The organism is Microbispora sp. CL1-1 (genome assembly GCF_012034195.1).
GTDB lineage: Bacteria > Actinomycetota > Actinomycetes > Streptosporangiales > Streptosporangiaceae > Microbispora.
The window spans coordinates 175,816-190,894 of record NZ_JAATEK010000003.1 but is presented as its reverse complement, the minus strand read 5'-3'; the positions used below and the strand labels follow the sequence as shown (position 1 = coordinate 190,894).

Annotated in this window: 14 protein-coding genes and 1 pseudogene; 5 read left to right on the top strand and 10 right to left on the bottom strand. The window is 71.0% G+C overall.

Annotated features, from left to right (window positions below; all coding sequences use genetic code 11):
* Window positions 1–167: 167 nt before the first annotated feature.
* The 5 genes and pseudogenes from HCK04_RS43395 to HCK04_RS05160 form a co-directional block, all read right to left on the bottom strand.
* Window positions 168–815: a hypothetical protein gene (locus HCK04_RS43395; RefSeq protein ID WP_221889867.1), complete on the bottom strand. Its 648-nt coding sequence runs from the start codon at window positions 813–815 to the stop codon at window positions 168–170.
* A gap of 954 nt (window positions 816–1,769) precedes the next feature.
* A pseudogene (locus HCK04_RS05175) lies at window positions 1,770–1,922 on the bottom strand (FxsA family protein); the annotation flags it as partial.
* A 210-nt stretch (window positions 1,923–2,132) separates the two neighbouring features.
* Complete coding sequence (locus HCK04_RS05170) at window positions 2,133–2,456, bottom strand: hypothetical protein (RefSeq protein ID WP_142645717.1); 324 nt, start codon at window positions 2,454–2,456, stop codon at window positions 2,133–2,135.
* A 15-nt stretch (window positions 2,457–2,471) separates the two neighbouring features.
* Window positions 2,472–3,479 (bottom strand): SPFH domain-containing protein, encoded by a 1,008-nt coding sequence (locus HCK04_RS05165; protein WP_142645716.1) that lies wholly within the window; start codon window positions 3,477–3,479, stop codon window positions 2,472–2,474.
* Between the two features lie 187 nt (window positions 3,480–3,666).
* Complete coding sequence (locus HCK04_RS05160) at window positions 3,667–4,167, bottom strand: carbonic anhydrase (RefSeq protein ID WP_142645715.1); 501 nt, start codon at window positions 4,165–4,167, stop codon at window positions 3,667–3,669.
* Between the two features lie 139 nt (window positions 4,168–4,306).
* Between HCK04_RS05160 and HCK04_RS05155 the strand changes: the two genes are divergently transcribed.
* The gene (locus HCK04_RS05155) at window positions 4,307–4,672 is read left to right on the top strand and encodes a VOC family protein (protein ID WP_142645714.1); all 366 of its coding nucleotides are present in this window, start codon (window positions 4,307–4,309) and stop codon (window positions 4,670–4,672) included.
* Window positions 4,673–4,680: 8 nt separating this feature from the next.
* Here HCK04_RS05155 and HCK04_RS05150 read toward each other — a convergent pair whose 3' ends face one another.
* Complete coding sequence (locus HCK04_RS05150; RefSeq protein ID WP_142645713.1) at window positions 4,681–4,959, bottom strand: DUF3817 domain-containing protein; 279 nt, start codon at window positions 4,957–4,959, stop codon at window positions 4,681–4,683.
* Window positions 4,960–4,961: 2 nt separating this feature from the next.
* Entirely contained in the window at window positions 4,962–5,456 is a 495-nt protein-coding gene (locus tag HCK04_RS05145) for a hypothetical protein (RefSeq protein ID WP_142645712.1), read from the bottom strand.
* 303 nt (window positions 5,457–5,759) lie between these two features.
* Here HCK04_RS05145 and HCK04_RS05140 point away from each other — a divergent pair, with 303 nt between their 5' ends.
* Complete coding sequence (locus HCK04_RS05140) at window positions 5,760–6,728, top strand: helix-turn-helix domain-containing protein (RefSeq protein ID WP_221889866.1); 969 nt, start codon at window positions 5,760–5,762, stop codon at window positions 6,726–6,728.
* A 172-nt stretch (window positions 6,729–6,900) separates the two neighbouring features.
* On the opposite strand, the gene HCK04_RS05135 is transcribed toward HCK04_RS05140, so the two are convergent.
* Window positions 6,901–9,429: a DNA topoisomerase IV subunit A gene (locus tag HCK04_RS05135; protein ID WP_142645710.1), complete on the bottom strand. Its 2,529-nt coding sequence runs from the start codon at window positions 9,427–9,429 to the stop codon at window positions 6,901–6,903.
* 221 nt (window positions 9,430–9,650) lie between these two features.
* Window positions 9,651–10,226, bottom strand: a complete 576-nt coding sequence (locus tag HCK04_RS05130; RefSeq protein ID WP_185948920.1) for a GNAT family N-acetyltransferase — start codon at window positions 10,224–10,226, stop codon at window positions 9,651–9,653.
* A 191-nt stretch (window positions 10,227–10,417) separates the two neighbouring features.
* On the opposite strand from HCK04_RS05130, the gene HCK04_RS05125 reads away from it, so the two are divergent.
* The 3 genes from HCK04_RS05125 (at window position 10,418) to HCK04_RS05115 (ending at window position 13,848) form a co-directional block, all read left to right on the top strand.
* A complete protein-coding gene (locus HCK04_RS05125; protein WP_168065661.1) occupies window positions 10,418–10,879 on the top strand; it encodes a nuclear transport factor 2 family protein in 462 nt (153 codons plus the stop codon).
* 64 nt (window positions 10,880–10,943) lie between these two features.
* The gene (locus HCK04_RS05120) at window positions 10,944–13,055 is read left to right on the top strand and encodes a RecQ family ATP-dependent DNA helicase (protein WP_221889865.1); all 2,112 of its coding nucleotides are present in this window, start codon (window positions 10,944–10,946) and stop codon (window positions 13,053–13,055) included.
* A gap of 214 nt (window positions 13,056–13,269) precedes the next feature.
* The gene (locus tag HCK04_RS05115) at window positions 13,270–13,848 is read left to right on the top strand and encodes a hypothetical protein (RefSeq protein WP_142645707.1); all 579 of its coding nucleotides are present in this window, start codon (window positions 13,270–13,272) and stop codon (window positions 13,846–13,848) included.
* Window positions 13,849–13,957: 109 nt separating this feature from the next.
* Here the strand turns inward: HCK04_RS05115 and HCK04_RS05110 are convergent, their stop codons facing one another.
* The gene (locus HCK04_RS05110; RefSeq protein WP_142645706.1) at window positions 13,958–14,851 is read right to left on the bottom strand and encodes a sugar kinase; all 894 of its coding nucleotides are present in this window, start codon (window positions 14,849–14,851) and stop codon (window positions 13,958–13,960) included.
* Between the last annotated feature and the right edge of the window lie 228 nt (window positions 14,852–15,079).

Below are 15,079 nucleotides of genomic sequence, written 5' to 3'. Positions count from 1 at the left end.
GAACTGGCTGTTGTTGAAAACCAAGACCTCCCACCCCGTATTTGCGGCGTTCGGCGCGGATGTGACGATAGAGATGGTGCCGTCGCCTGGAGCGAGGGTGCCCACAAGAGTCCTGAATCCGCCGGAAATCACCACTTTTCCGGCGGGGCACATAACTCCCGCGGAATCTATAGATACCGGGTCTGAGGTAAACGCTGCTCCGGTGACGACCTCATAGCCCGAGACTCCCGCCGGGCCTTGCGGGCCTGCTGGACCCTGTGGACCCGCCGGGCCTTGCGGGCCTGCTGGACCCTGTGGACCCGCCGGGCCTTGCGGACCTGCTGGGCCTTGCGGACCTGCTGGGCCTGCCGGACCTGCTGGACCCTGTGGACCCGCGGGACCTGCTGGACCCTGTGGACCCGCCGGGCCTGCTGGGCCTTGCGGACCCGCCGGGCCTGCTGGGCCTGCCGGGCCTGCCGGGCCTGCTGGACCCTGTGGACCCGCGGGACCTGCCGGACCTGCTGGACCCTGTGGACCCGCCGGGCCTTGCGGACCTGCTGGGCCTTGCGGACCCGCCGGACCTGCTGGGCCTTGCGGACCCGCCGGACCTGCTGGACCTGCCGGACCTGCTGGGCCTTGCAGACCCGCCGGGCCTGCCGGGCCTGCTGGACCCTGTGGACCCGCGGGACCTGCCGGGCCTGCTGGACCCTGTGGACCCGCCGGCCCTTGCGGGCCTGCTGGGCCCTGCTCGCCACGTGGACCTGCCGGGCCCTGCGGACCTGCCGGACCGACTGGACCTGCCGGGCCTTGCGGGCCTGCTGGGCCCTGCTCGCCACGTGGACCTGCTGGGCCCTGCGGACCTGCCGGACCGACTGGACCTGCCGGGCCCTGCGGACCCGCTACACCTCGATCGCCGTGCGGCCCTGCAGGCCCCTTCGGGCCCGCCGGGCCTGCAGGGCCTTGCGGGCCTGCCGGACCCTGTGGGCCTTGCGACCGTGCCGGCCCCGCGGGTCCCTGCGGACCCGCCACCTGGCTCTGGTGAGGCGCCCCGTCCGTGGTCAAAATCCTGTCCTGCGCGCTCCAGGTCTGCGCCGTCGCGTCAGAGTTCTGCCAGTTGTAGGGGAGCGCCACGGATGTCGTCTCTGTCTTCTGAACCGGCGGCAGCACCTGAGTGAGATCCCGCAGCATGTTCTGGTTCTGGTTCGCGCCCTGACGCTCGTGCTGCCTTTGCTTGTTCTTGTTCTTGTTCTTGTTCTTGTGATTCGGGCCCGGGCGATGAGAGGAGTGAACGGCGGGGCGAAGGTGTCCATGGCGGACTTGAGAGGCTGCCTCACGTGCGGCAGTGGCGGATTCGACGGCGGCGATGTCAATCACGGGGACGGTGCCGGCGGTCAGCACCGTGCCGATTGCGAAACCCCTGAACATGCTGCCGAGCGTGGCCAACGTGATCACCTCTAAATGAGATTCCACCCATAGGTGCGCGATGTCGAAATTTCCCCGGAGAGGCCCGTCGGCCGCAGGCCTCCCGGTGTGGACCATCTTGCATCCATTCATTCGATGCGCCCGTGCCGACACACAGGTGTCACACGCCGCCACCTGTTTATTTATCGCTCTATTAATGACAGGTCTTCGGGTGGTCTACTTTATTCAGATAATCCCGTCGCATTCCGGCTTATGCTGAAAGTACGGCATCGAAGAGACCTTCCTCCCGCCGTACGAGGTGAGCGGGCCGTGTCGAGACTCCGCACGGCAATGAGCCCGTCACGCGCGGTCGATGACCTCGCCGGACATCACGGCGGCCCCGGCACGCCCGGGTCGGCGAGCGAGCGCACCCGGCGGCGGGTGAGCGGCAGGATCATGAAGAGCCCGAATACGTCGCTAAAGAAGCCGGGCCGGCAGCAGGCGCCACCGGCGACGATCAACGCGCCACCGGAGAGCTCCTTGTCCGGGCATGCGGCCCCGGCTCGATGGCCATGCGCGCCGCCGCCACGCCCACCGGCCCTCGCGGCAGTTACGGCCCTTACGGCTCAGAAGCCGTCAGCCGAGGATGCCGTCGGCGATGTGCCGGGCGACCTCGGACGGTGTGTGACCCTGGTGTCTCCCAGTGCCACCTCCGGTACGCCCGCCGACCGCACCGTGGTGGGCGTACCGGCTCAGTTGGACTCGATCTCCAGGGTGCTGACCCGGTTGCGGGCCTCCAGCATGCCCTCCCGGTAGCGCTCGTCCCAGGCGGGATCGTCGTCGGGGATGGCCCTGACCGTCTGTCTGGTCAGCTCCACCGGCCCGTTGGGGCCGGGAGCGACTTTGCGTACGACGATCAGGGTCCATCCGTTCTCCATGACCGTGTCGGTCTCCCAGCGGGCCTGCCCGGCCACCTCGCGCCGCGACGCCGGCCTCCCGCCGCGCGCGAGCACCACGAGCAGATATATGAGCACGGCGATGACGATGAGTGTCACCGGAAGGGCGAGCAGGCGCATCGGGGTTGCGGCTTCCTACTTGGTGGGCAGGGCGACGCCTCCAGTATTGCCCGGCGCGTACACCGTGATGCCCTGGGGCAGGGCCTTCAGCTTCTCGATCTCCGCACACGTGGGGCACCTGTTGTAGCCGTCCTGGCGGGCCTTGTTGGCCTCGGCCTCGGCGCGCGCCTGGGCGACCTTCGCCTGCGCCTCGGTGACCTTCGCGAACGCGGCCTGCGCCTGGTTGACCGCCTCCTGGACCTCGGTGGGCAGGGTCACCCGCGAGAGGTTGAAGTGGATGTTGGTCACGAAGTCGGCGCCGAGAGTCGCCTTGAGGTCCTCCGCCAGGCTCGTGTTCACCGCGTTCTGGATCTTGGCGATGTTCGCGTTGTTGCCCTGCTGCGGCAGGCCGGTCTGCTGGGTGCCGCTGTTGTTCTGCACGAGCGCGCAGGAGGAGACCAGCTCGGCGCAGCGGAAGTTGTTGATCTGGGTGCGCAGGTCGTTGTCGATCACGGGACGGATGATCTGGTCGAGGAAGGCCGACCAGCCCTCGTCGCCGTCCCAGGGGTAGTAGGTCCCGCCGTTGGTGCTGCGGAACTTGCGCGTGCCGAACTTGTCGTCGAACGACTTCAGCGTCTCGTGGTCGAGGTTGAGCCCGAAGTAGAGCGTGCCCTCGATGCCCATGTTGACGCCGTCGCTGCTCGGCACGTTGACCACGTCGACGCCGGACTTCTCGCCCTCGCCGGAGTTCGAGGTGATCGTGTAGAACCGCTGCTGCGCCGGATAGCGGTGGATCTGGGACCACCAGCCGATCCAGGTGACTCCGGAACCGGGGTCGATGACCTGGCGGACCTTGTTGTCGTCGAGCGGGCCGCCGTCGCGGACGACCGCCACCTCGCCGCCGCTGGTGCGCTCGAACCCGCTGAAGGCACCGATCAGGGTCGGCGTCCCGACGACGATGAGCGCGAGGATCACCAGGATGGCGATGCGACGGAAGGATCGGCCTGACGTTCCGCCGGAGGCGGAGGATTTGCGGCTGGGCATATGGGGGCTCCTAGGGGGGGCGCCTCGGGACCGGTTGTGGTGCCGGGGAAAGGCTCACGTGTCGTCGGCCAGGACAACGTAGCAGCGGTGCGCCCTGGTTCCGGCATGGCCGGAAGGAGCGGAGAAGGAGCCCGACCCGGTCACGTACGGCAGGCCGGGCGGCCTGCCGTACGAGGAGGGGTGGGAATCAGAACTCGACGGGCTGGAGCCGTCCGGTGTGCACGTCGTAGATCGCGCCGCCTACGGCGAGGTCGTCGGGCAGGTAGGGGCTGGACGTGATGCGGGTGATGTCGTGCCGCAGCGCGGCCCGCTGGTCGGGGACGGTCTGGAAGTCGAGGCTGCGGGTGTCGACGCCGTAGTCGGCGGCGATGAGGTTGTGCACGTCCTCGTCGGTCGACTTGGACATCCGGCAGTCGGTGTGCGGCATCACCAGCACACGGTCGACGCCGAGCAGATAGACGGCGAGGACCAGGGTCCGCAGCACGTCGTCGGTCACCCGCGCACCCGCGTTGCGCAGGATCTTGGCATCGCCCGCGTTCAGGCCGAGCAGCCCGAGCGGGTCGATTCGGGAGTCCATGCACGTCACCACTGCCAGCCCACGCGCCGCGCGGCCGCTGAGCCCGGAGTGGGTGAACGTGCTCGCGTACTTCTCGTTGGCGGCCAGTAGATCGTCGAAAGCTCCGGTCATGTCACAGATGTTGCCCGATGCCCCTCCGAGCGGTCACGCGGGGGCGGGCTTTCGGGCACTTCCAAACGGCTGGCCATCGCTTGCGACACCGGTATAGGGTTTTCACCGGTGTTATCCGCTGGAGGGAGAAGAGGTCACCATGAGCGGTGTCGCACGTGTGCACTCGGTCGTGCTCGACTGTCCGGAGCCGAAGGCACTGGCCGGCTTCTACGCCGGGCTGCTCGGCTGGGAGGTCGCCGACGAGGACGAGGACTGGATCATGCTCGCCGGCGACGACCAGACCCGGATCGCCTTCCAGCGGGTTCCCGAGTACGTGCCCCCGGCCTGGCCGTCCGCCGAGCACCCGCAGCAGTTCCACCTCGATCTGAGCGTGGACGACATCGCCGAGGCGGAGAAGCAGGTGCTCGCCCTGGGGGCCGTCAGGCACGAGCACCAGCCGGGCGAGGGCCACTGGACGGTCTTCCTCGACCCGGCCGGGCATCCGTTCTGCCTGATCACCGGGTGAGCCGACGCCTAACCGAAGGAGTCGGCGGCTTTGTCCCGGCGCGTGAGACGCCGCAGGACGAGAAGGCCGCCAATTCCCGGCAGCCAGGCCAGCACCTTGCCGGTCGGGTCGCACTCCGCGTCACGGGCGGCGGCCACGACGACGATCAGGTACGCGCAGCCGTGCAGGGGGCCGACGAGCGAGGAGACGGGCGGCAGGTGCAGGGTGGCCAGATTGGCCAGGAGGACGGCCAGCGACCCCAGCTCAACGGCGGCGGCGGCGCGCAGCGCCGAATGAGGGCGTGACATGGTCAGACTCCCGTGGTCGAGCCGGGCCGGACGATCATCAGCACCGTGACGGCCGCCCACAGCAGGTTGAAGACGCCGGTCAGCATGGCGAGCCGCGCCACCCCACCGCCGGCGTCGGCGGGTGTGGAGTCCCCGGCGGTGAGCCTGGCGAGGACGGCGTCCTGACGCGGCAGGACCGCCAGGGCCAGGATCGCCGCCGCCGCGCCGGTGAGCAGGACGGACGCGATCACCCACGCGTCGCCCAGCACGCCGAGGCCGCTCGCCGTGGCGAACCCGAAGACCGGTACGGCCAGGCCCGCGACGGCGTAGACCCGGCAGATGCGGTGCAGAATGCGGAGCGCGGCCACGCCGCCGGTCCGGGCGCCGTCGCTCTCGTTGGAGAGGCCACGATTCGACAGGGCACGCGCGGCGGCGGGGAACATGCTCGCCGCGACGGCGACCGGGCCGACCGCGAGGATCGCGGCGAGGACGTGGACGGCCAGGAAGAACGCGGTCATCGTGCCTGGTCCCATATCAGCGGGCGGCGCTCGCACCCGAAGGCGCTGAGCGCGTCGAGCCCTGGGTGGTGACCGGTCACGTGGCGCGCGAACTGGGCCGGCATGGGCATCGCTCCTTGTCGTCGCGGGTGTCGTCGCGGGTGTCGTCGGCGGTGCGGTCACCAACCGTAGGAGTGCGGCCCGGGGCGATCCCAGAGGCGAGAACGACAAAAGCCAACGGATTCTCGCCAACGGTTCTCACCGGAGAGTTCGCGTATCAGGCCTGGATGTGGTGGTGGCGGGATCCCGTCTATCGTGGCGATCGTGCACACTGTGGCGATCTTGGCACTGGACCATGTCGTGCCGTTCGACCTGGCGACCCCCATCGAGGTGTTCGGGCGCACCCGCCTGCCGGACGGCCGGAGCCCCTATCGGGTGCGGGTGTGCGGGCCCGCCCCCGAAGTGGAGAGCGACGCGTTCGCCCTGCGCGTGCCGTACGGCCTCGACGCGCTGGCCGAGGCCGACACGGTCATCGTCCCCGGCCGCTCCGAGCGGGCCGGGCCGCCTCCGCCCGAGGCGCTTGAGGCGCTGCGCCACGCCGCCTCGCGGGGCACCCGCCTCGCGTCGATCTGCGTCGGCGCGTTCACGCTCGCGGCGGCAGGGCTGCTGGACGGCCTGCGGGCGACCACGCACTGGGCGGCGGCGCCCCTGCTGGCCCGGCGGTTCCCGCTCGTGGACGTGCGGCCGGACGTGCTCTACGTCGACAACGGGCAGGTGCTCACCTCGGCGGGCGCGGCCGCCGGGCTCGACCTGTGCCTGCACATGATCCGGCGCGACCACGGCTCGGCCGTCGCGGCCGACGCGGCCCGCCTGTCGGTGATGCCGCTGGAGCGGGAGGGAGGCCAGGCCCAGTTCATCGTCCACGAGCACCCTCCGGTGCCCAGCGGCTCGGTGCTGGAGCCGGTGCTGGCGTGGATCGAGGACAACCTCGGCCACGACCTGACCCTGCGGGAGATGGCGGCCCGCTGCGGGATGAGCGAGCGGACGTTCAGCAGGCGCTTCCGGCAGCAGACCGGCACCACACCGCTGCAGTGGCTGCTGCGCGCCCGGGTCCGGCGGGCGCAGTATCTGCTGGAGAACACCGACCACGGCATCGAACGCATCGCCACGCAGGCAGGTTTCGGGTCGCCGACGGCGTTCAGGGAGCGGTTCAAGCGGGTCGTGGGGACCACGCCGCAGGCGTACCGCGCCTCGTTCCACTCCTCGTCCCGGGAGAGCCCCGCCGCCACCTGAGCGCCGCGAAAGGGCGCGCGGCGGCGGCGCGGAGCCGTGAAACCGGCCCCGCGCCGCAGGTGTCGCATAGGGCGGCGTGCCGCCTGTGCGGCATGGGGCGGCTCCGCGCCGCCGTGCCACATGGGCGGCGAGGAGCCGCCTGCGCGTCATCGTGGCGGCTCTTGGCCTCCGGTCACTGGGACGGCTCTTCGCCTCCGGTGTCGCCGGTGGTGGCCAGGCCGCCCTCCGTCGCGGCGGCCTCCTCGCCGCCGTCCGCGCCGAGCGCGCCGCCGATCGCGGCGATGGCGTGCACGAGGCGCACCCCGGAGCCGTCACGGCGGCCGAGCTCCTCGGGCAGCGGCACCGGCTTGCCGGTCGAGGAGACGGCCTTGACCGGTGCCGGGCCGGCGTAGGCGAGCAGCAGGACGTCTTCGCCCTTCAGGAAGCGCTGGGCGCGCACGCCACCGGTCGCCCGCCCCTTGGGCGGGAAGTCGGCGTAGTCGGAGACCTTGCCCGCGCCCATCTGCGTGCCGGGCAGGGCGGTGGAGGAGCCGGCGATCGTCACCACACGCGCCTCCCGCGTGGGATCGACCACGCCGAAGAAGACCACCTTCGCGTCGCCGTCGAGGCGTACGCCCGCCATGCCGCCCGCGGGACGTCCCTGGGGCCGTACGACGGAGGCGGGGAAGCGCAGGAGCTGCGCGTCGCTGGTGATGAACACCAGGTCGTGGTCGGCGGAGGTCAGCTCGACGGCGCCGACTACCACGTCGCCGTCCCGCAGCCCGATCACCTCGAACTCGTCGCGGTTGACCGGATATTCGGGCACGACCCGCTTGACCACGCCCTGGCTGGTGCCGAGTGCGAGCCCCGGCCCGTCCGGGTCGAGCGAGCCCAGCCCGACGACCTTCTCGTCCGGTTCGAGGGCGACGTACTCCGACACCGGATGGCCGCCGGCGAGCGAGGGCGGATTGGCCGAGGGCGGCAGTGCGGGCAGGTCGAGCACCGAGACCCGGATCATCCGGCCCTGGGAGGTCACCACGCCCACCTCGCCGCGCACGGTCGAGCGGACCACAGAGACCAGCACGTCGTGCGCCGTCCGGTCGCCCTCGCCGGAGACGGGCGAGGCGTCGGTCGTACGGGCGAGCAGGCCGGTGGACGACAGCAGCACCAGGCAGGGATCGTCGGCCACCTCCAGCGGCACGACGGCGGTCCTGGCCGCCTCCGACGACTCCAGCAGGACCGTGCGGCGCGGCGTGCCGTACGTCTTGGCCACCTCGGCCAGCTCGGACGACACGACCTTGCGCAGCCGGTCGTCAGAGCCGAGGATCTCGTTCAGCTCGGCGATGTCGGCCTGGAGCTGCTCCTTCTCGCGGTCGAGCTCCAGCTTGTCGTAGCGGGTGAGGCGGCGCAGCGGGGTGTCGAGGATGTAGTTGGCCTGGATCTCGCTCAGCTCGAAGGTCTCCATGAGCCGAGTGCGGGCCTGGGCCGTGTCGTCCGAGTCGCGGATCACCCGGATGACCTGGTCGATGTTGAGCAGCGCGATGATCAGGCCGTCGACGAGGTGGAGCCGTTCCTCGCGCTTGCGCAGCCGATAGAGCGACCGCCTGCGCACGACGTCGAGCCGGTGGTCCACGTAGACCGACAGCAGCTCGCGCAGGCCGAGCGTGCGCGGCTGGCCGTCGACGAGCGCGACGTTGTTGATGCCGAAGGTCTCCTCCATCGGCGTCAGCCGATAGAGCTCCTCCAGCACGGCCTCCGGGTTGAAGCCGTTCTTGATCTCGATGACCAGGCGCAGGCCCTTGTGGCGGTCGGTCAGGTCCTTGAGGTCGGCGATGCCGGTGAGCTTCTTCGCGTTCACCAGCTCTTTGATCTTGGTGACGACCCGCTCGGGGCCCACGTTGAACGGCAGCTCGGTGACGACGATGCCCTTGCGGCGCGGCGTGACCTGCTCGATCGTCGCCTTGGCCCGCATCTTGAAGGTGCCGCGGCCGGTCTCGTACGCGTCCCTGATGCCGTTCAGGCCGATGATCGTGCCGCCGGTCGGCAGGTCGGGGCCGGGGACGAAGCGCATGAGCTCGTCGAGCGTCGCGTCCGGCTTCCTGATCAGGTAGCGGGCCGCGGCGATGACCTCGCCGAGGTTGTGCGGGGCCATGTTGGTGGCCATGCCGACCGCGATGCCGGAGGCGCCGTTGACGAGCAGGTTGGGGAACGCCGACGGCATGACCGACGGCTCGGTCTCCTGGCCGTCGTAGTTGGGCTTGAAGTCGACGGTGTCCTCGTCGATCGACTGCACCATGAGCATGGCGGCCGGCGCGAGGCGGGCCTCGGTGTAGCGCATCGCCGCGGGCAGGTCGTCGGGAGAGCCGAAGTTGCCGTGCCCGTCGACCAGCGGCAGGCGCATCGAGAACGGCTGCGCGAGCCGTACGAGCGCGTCGTAGATGGCCGAGTCGCCGTGCGGGTGGAGCTTGCCCATGACCTCGCCGACGACGCGGGAGGACTTGACGTGCCCGCGGTCGGGCCGCAGGCCCATCTCGCTCATGGAGTAGAGGATGCGGCGCTGGACGGGCTTGAGTCCGTCGCGCGCGTCGGGCAGCGCGCGCTGGTAGATCACCGAGTAGGCGTACTCAAGGAAGCTCGTCCGCATCTCCGCGGAGACGTCGATGTCGACGATCCGCTCCTCGAAGTCCTCGTCCGGCGGGGGTGTCGTCGTGCGTCGGGCCATGTCCTGGTTTCCTGCGTGTCGAGGAGCCGGACCCCGGCCGTCGTGACCGGGGAGGGCGAACGGTCGTGGTGAACATCAATAGTGGGCATCGAACATTCTGCCGAGAGTTCACCCTGTTCGCGACTCACCACCATACTGCCGGGCTCGTGCCCGCCGTCCGGCTTCCCCGACGGGACAGCCCTTCCCGGTTTCGGACCGGTCCCGGACCGGTCCTGGACGGGTCAGTCGCGGGGGCCGGCGCCGGGCCAGGGACCGGGCGTCTCGCCCTCGTCCTCGTCGCCGGGCGCGTTCAGCTTCTCGTCGTAGATCCGGAAGCCCCGGGCCTTGTAGTTCGCCAGCGCCGCGGGCCCGTCGAGGGAGCAGGTGTGCACCCACACCCGCCGGGTGGCCTCCCGCTCAGGCCAGCGCCCGGCGAGGTCCCAGGCTCGGGCCGTGGCCTCGCCCAGCAGCCACCCGCCGAGGCCCTGCCCGATCGCGTACGGCAGGAGCCCGAAGTTGGTGATCTCGACCGTGGCGTCGTCCTGGGCCACCAGCTCGGCGTACCCGGCGGGGGTGCCGCGCACCCAGGCCACCCAGGTCTCGACGCCCGGCCGGTCGAGCCAGTCCCTCCACTGCTTCCAGGTCCACGGCAGCCGGTTGGTCCACTGCCAGTCGCCGCCCACGGCCGTGTAGAGGAAGCGGCTGAACTCGGGGCTGGGGACCTCGGCGCGGACGACCTGCGCGGGGATCGCGGGGGTCCGTCCCGGCCGCAGGTCTGCGGGGCTGGTCTGTTCGAGATACCAGGTGGTCACGTCCATAGCGGGACTCATCCAACCACGACGCCCGTCCGGGGCCGGATGCGGCCGCCGGGCCTCGCCCCCGTCCGGGGCCGGAGGTGACGCCCGCGCCTCACTCCAGCTGATGGGGCAAATGGGCGTATATGTACTGTTTATCCAGTTATAGCTGCTTCTTTGGTTCCTCCCCCCGAGAGAATGGAGGTGCTCCCGCGGTGTACGACGTCGTTGACCGGATGCTCGACGCGATGAACGCGCACGACCTGCAGGCGGTGTTGCGGTGCTATGCGCCGGGCGCGGTGGTGATCGGACCGGAGATGGAGGCGGGGGAGCCCGGGGAGATCGGGTCCTACATGCTGCAGATGTGGGAGGGCTTTCCCGACCTGCACTTCACCCGATGGGAGACGATCACACTCGCGGACGCGGTCGCGACGGAGATGACAGCGGCAGGCACGCACACCGGGCCCTATCTGGTCGTCGGGGGCGATCTTCTCGCCCCGACCGGCCGGCGCATCAGCGTACGCGTCTCCTGGTTCTGGCATCTGGAGGACGGCCTCATCCTGAGCCAGCGCTGCTACTACGACCAGCTCGAGATCTATTCGCAGCTCGGCCTGCGGCTGCCCCTGTGCTTCGCGGACGAGGACGCCGGAAGCGGCGCGCCCGCAGAACGCGGTTAGTTTCCCGCCTCGCCTCCCGCGATCACGGCGGAAACGGTCGGCGGGACCTGGTACCAATGGGCGGGTGAGCGAAGAAGAGGTGACGCTGCGGGAAGAGGCCGAGGCCCGGCTGCGGGCGCTCGCCGGCGATCAGGCGCGGCTGCGCGACGACCAGTGGGCCGCCATCAAGGCCCTGGTCATGGACCGCAGGCGGGCGCTGGTCGTGCAGCGCACCGGCTGGGGAAAGTCGGCCGTCTACTTCATCGCGACCGCGCTGCTGCGCGAGCTCGGCGAGGGCCCCACGGTCATCGTCTCCCCGCTCCTGGCGCTGATGCGCAACCAGATCGCCGCCGCCGAGCGGGCCGGCATCCACGCCGAGACGATCAACTCGGCCAACCCCGAAGAGTGGGAGAAGGTCTACGGCCAGGTCGCCGAGGGCGCGGTCGACGTGCTGCTGGTCAGCCCCGAGCGGCTGAACAACCCCGACTTCCGCGACAACGTGCTGCCCGAGCTGGCCGGCAGCGCGGGGCTCCTGGTGATCGACGAGGCCCACTGCATCTCCGACTGGGGCCACGACTTCCGGCCCGACTATCGCAGGCTCCGCACTCTGCTGGCCGAGCTGCCGCCGGGCATCCCCGTGCTGGCCACGACGGCCACGGCGAACGCCCGGGTCACCCGCGACGTGGCCGAGCAGCTCGCCGTCACCCAGGAGTGGGACGAGCTGCCCGGCGGCGAGGTGTTCGTCCTGCGCGGCCCCCTGGAGCGCGAGAGCCTCCACCTCAGCGTCGTACGGCTCGGCGGAGCGGACCAGCGGCTCGCCTGGCTGGCCAGGACGCTGCACGAGCTGCCGGGCTCCGGCATCGTCTACACGCTGACCGTCGCCGCGGCCCAGGAGATCGCCGCGTACCTGCGCGAGCAGGGCCACACCGTCGCCGCGTACACCGGGCAGACCGAGCCGGCCGACCGGCTGGCGGCCGAGGAGGACCTGCTCGGCAACCGGGTCAAGGCGCTGGTCGCGACGTCGGCGCTGGGGATGGGCTTCGACAAGCCCGACCTGGGCTTCGTCATCCATGTGGGCGCGCCGGCCTCGCCCGTGGCGTACTACCAGCAGGTGGGCCGTGCCGGGCGCGGCGTGGAGCGGGCCGAGGTCATCCTGCTGCCCGGCCCCGAGGACCGGGAGATCTGGGCCTATTTCGCGTCGCTCGCCTTCCCTCCCGAGGGAGTGGTCAGGGCGACGCTCGACGCGCTGTCCGAGGGGGGAGTGCTGTCCACCGCCGCGCTGGAGACGCGGGTCGACCTCAGCCGGAGCCGCCTGGAGATGATGCTCAAGGTGCTCGACGTGGACGGCGCCGTACGCCGGGTCAAGGGCGGCTGGGAGGCCACCGGCGAGCCGTGGAGCTACGACGCCGAGCGTTACGCCCGGGTGGCCGCCGAGCGCCGCGCGGAGCAGGAGGCCATGCTCGGCTACATCACGACCACCGAATGCCGGGAGCAGTTCCTGCGCCGCCACCTCGACGACGAGTCGGCGACTCCGTGCGGCAGGTGTGACAACTGCACCGGCGCCCACAGGTCCGCCGAGGTGCCGGATGACGCCGTCCGGGCCGCCCAGCAGCGGCTCGCGCGTCCCGGCGTCGAGATCGAGCCGCGCCGCCAGTGGCCCACCGGCCTGCCGGACCTGAAGGGGCGGATCAAGCCCGAGCTGTGCGCCGAGCCCGGCCGCGCGCTCGGCCGTCTGACCGACATCGGTTGGGGCACCCGCCTGCGCGACCTGTTCGCGGCGGGCGACGGGCCCGTCCCCGACGACGTGTTCGCGGCCGTGATCGAGGTGCTGAAGTCGTGGGGATGGGAGCGGCGTCCGGTCGCGGTGGTCGCGATGCCGTCGGGTTCGCGGCCGGCGCTGGTCGGGTCGCTCGCCGAGCGGCTCGCCCAGGTGGGCCGGCTGGAATATCTCGGGACGCTCGGTTATCGCGACGGGTCGCCGGCCGCCCGGCACAACAGCGCCCAGCGGGTGACGGCCATCCGGGGGACGCTCGCGATGCCGCGTGACGTGGCCGCGAGGATCGCGGCGGCGGGCGGGCCGGTGCTGCTGGTGGACGACCGCGTGGACAGCGGATGGACGATGGCCATGGCCGCCGCCCAGGTCAGGCACGCCGGGGCGCCCGCCGTGCTGCCGCTTGCCCTGGCCGTCACCAACTGACCCGTCTCAGCGGCCCCGGACCGGGCACCCCCCCGGCCACGACCGGGGCGTCCCTGACGGGCAGGGGCAGTGAGCCGGGACTGGGCCGGGCTCCGGACCTGCGCTCGGGGCCGCACTAGGGGCCGCACTAGGGGCTGCGCTCGGGGGCGGGTCAGGGCGAGGTCAGGGTGGTCACCTCATCCCGGGGCCGGGTTTGATCAACAGACTTGTCGCCATGAAATCACTTGTTGTGGCTCCGGTCCTGGTCGGCGCGTACGGCGTCGCCCGCATCGCCGACGGACTCGACGGGAGCCGCGGGCCCGGCCTGGCCTGGACCGTGGGGCACCTGTGCTTCCTGGCCGCGTTGGTGCTCTTCGTGCAGATCTTCGGGCGGCTCCGGGCGATGGCCGGTGGCGGCGTGGTGGCCACGGCGGGATACGCCGCAGGGCTCATCGGGGCGCTGGCGCTGGCCGCGCAGTTCACGATCGACCTGGTGGTCGGCTTCCTGTCCGCCGATCATGACGCGATGGGGCCGCGCTTCGAGGCCGTCAAGGCGATCCCGGGCGTCGAGCCGGTCGTGTACACCGTCGTCCCGTTGCTGTTCTACGTCGGCATGGTCGTGCTGGTGGCCCGGCTCGCCGCGGGGCGGCGGGTGCCGTGGTGGAGCGCGGTGCTGGTGCTCGTGCAGGCCGTGCTCCCGCTGGTGAGCAAGGACCTGATCCCGCTGGGCGCGGCCCTGCTCCTGCTGGCCTTCGTGCCGCTGCTGCGCCTGCGGCCCGCGCGGCCGGCCGTGGCCGCGCGAAGCCCGTTCTGAGCCTGCTCCCGTACGAACCGCGCCCTGCAGAACAGGGCCTCTGAAACACGGGCCTCACGAAGAAGGCCCTACAGAACAGCGCCCTTTAGAGCCGACGTCAGAGACGGGGTCAGAGGCGGGGGCGGGCGCCGAGGTTGGAGATGCACTTGGCGGCGAGGGCGTTGCCCGCCGCCAGCGCCTCGGCGGCCGGCTTGCCGTCCAGCCAGACCGGCAGGAAACCGGCGGTGAAGGCGTCACCGGCGCCCGTGCCGTCCACGATCCGGTCGACGACCTCGGCGGGCGCCCGGACCGGCTCGGGACGGTTGTTGGAGAACCAGAGCGAGCCCTCGGCGTTGAGCTTGATCACGACCTGGGGGAACCAGGCGGTCAGCACCTTGGCCGCCGCGGCGGGGTCGTCCCTGCCGGTGAGCACCTTGGCCTGGTCGGTGTTGGCGAACAGCAGCTTCGCGCCGTCGGTCCACTCGAGGAAGGGTTCGGCGCCGGTCCGCTCCAGCGGGGCGGAGGAGGCGCAGTCCACCGAGATCGACATGCCGGACCGCCGGGCCATGTCGAGCGCGGCGAGGCCGGCGTCGCGCGAGCCCTCGTTGATCAGCGTGTAGCCCGACATGTGCAGGTGGCCGCCGCCGCCGAACAGGTCGCGCGGCAGGTCCTCGGGGGACAGCGCGGCGTTGGCGCCGGGGTCGGACAGCATGGTCCGCTCGCCCTTGTGGGTGACGAGCACGACGCAGGTGCCGGTCGGCCGCTCGGGGTCCATGACGAGGCGGGCGTCCACGCCGTAGCCCATGAGCTCCATGTCGCGGTTGCGGCCCGTGATGTCGGCGCCGCGGCGGCCGATGAAGGCGACCTCCGAGCCCTCCACGGCGAGCCAGGAGGCGATGTTGGCGCCGGAGCCGCCACCGTGCATGGTCACGACGGCCGGGGTGTCGCTCGCCCTGGCAAGAGGGAATTTCGCGCGAGCGACCGCGTCCGTCATGAGATCGCCCACCACGACGACCCGCGTCATGATGTCACCACCTTGCCAACTGCTTGTGGAGGTGAGCCATGCCCATGGAGGGGTGGCGTCCTCTCCGTGCTGTGAGGCTGACGTCCAGAAACCTAACAGCTTCCAGGGGCGTCGTGGGGTGGAGAGCGGACAGACGGGCACAGTCGATGCACAAGCGTTGCCCAACTTGCCACGTCAGGGCTGGTAGATCCCTTATAGGCGAATCCGGAAAGCGGATCGGTGAGTCGT

Coding starts and splice junctions, on each gene's coding strand:
- HCK04_RS05170 (WP_142645717.1), bottom strand. CDS start 2,456: ATGCGCCTGCTCGCCCTTCCGGTGACACTCATCGTCATCGCCGTGCTC.
- HCK04_RS05165 (WP_142645716.1), bottom strand. CDS start 3,479: ATGCCCAGCCGCAAATCCTCCGCCTCCGGCGGAACGTCAGGCCGATCC.
- HCK04_RS05160 (WP_142645715.1), bottom strand. CDS start 4,167: ATGACCGGAGCTTTCGACGATCTACTGGCCGCCAACGAGAAGTACGCG.
- HCK04_RS05155 (WP_142645714.1), top strand. CDS start 4,307: ATGAGCGGTGTCGCACGTGTGCACTCGGTCGTGCTCGACTGTCCGGAG.
- HCK04_RS05150 (WP_142645713.1), bottom strand. CDS start 4,959: ATGTCACGCCCTCATTCGGCGCTGCGCGCCGCCGCCGCCGTTGAGCTG.
- HCK04_RS05145 (WP_142645712.1), bottom strand. CDS start 5,456: ATGACCGCGTTCTTCCTGGCCGTCCACGTCCTCGCCGCGATCCTCGCG.
- HCK04_RS05135 (WP_142645710.1), bottom strand. CDS start 9,429: ATGGCCCGACGCACGACGACACCCCCGCCGGACGAGGACTTCGAGGAG.
- HCK04_RS05130 (WP_185948920.1), bottom strand. CDS start 10,226: ATGGACGTGACCACCTGGTATCTCGAACAGACCAGCCCCGCAGACCTG.
- HCK04_RS05115 (WP_142645707.1), top strand. CDS start 13,270: ATGAAATCACTTGTTGTGGCTCCGGTCCTGGTCGGCGCGTACGGCGTC.
- HCK04_RS05110 (WP_142645706.1), bottom strand. CDS start 14,851: ATGACGCGGGTCGTCGTGGTGGGCGATCTCATGACGGACGCGGTCGCT.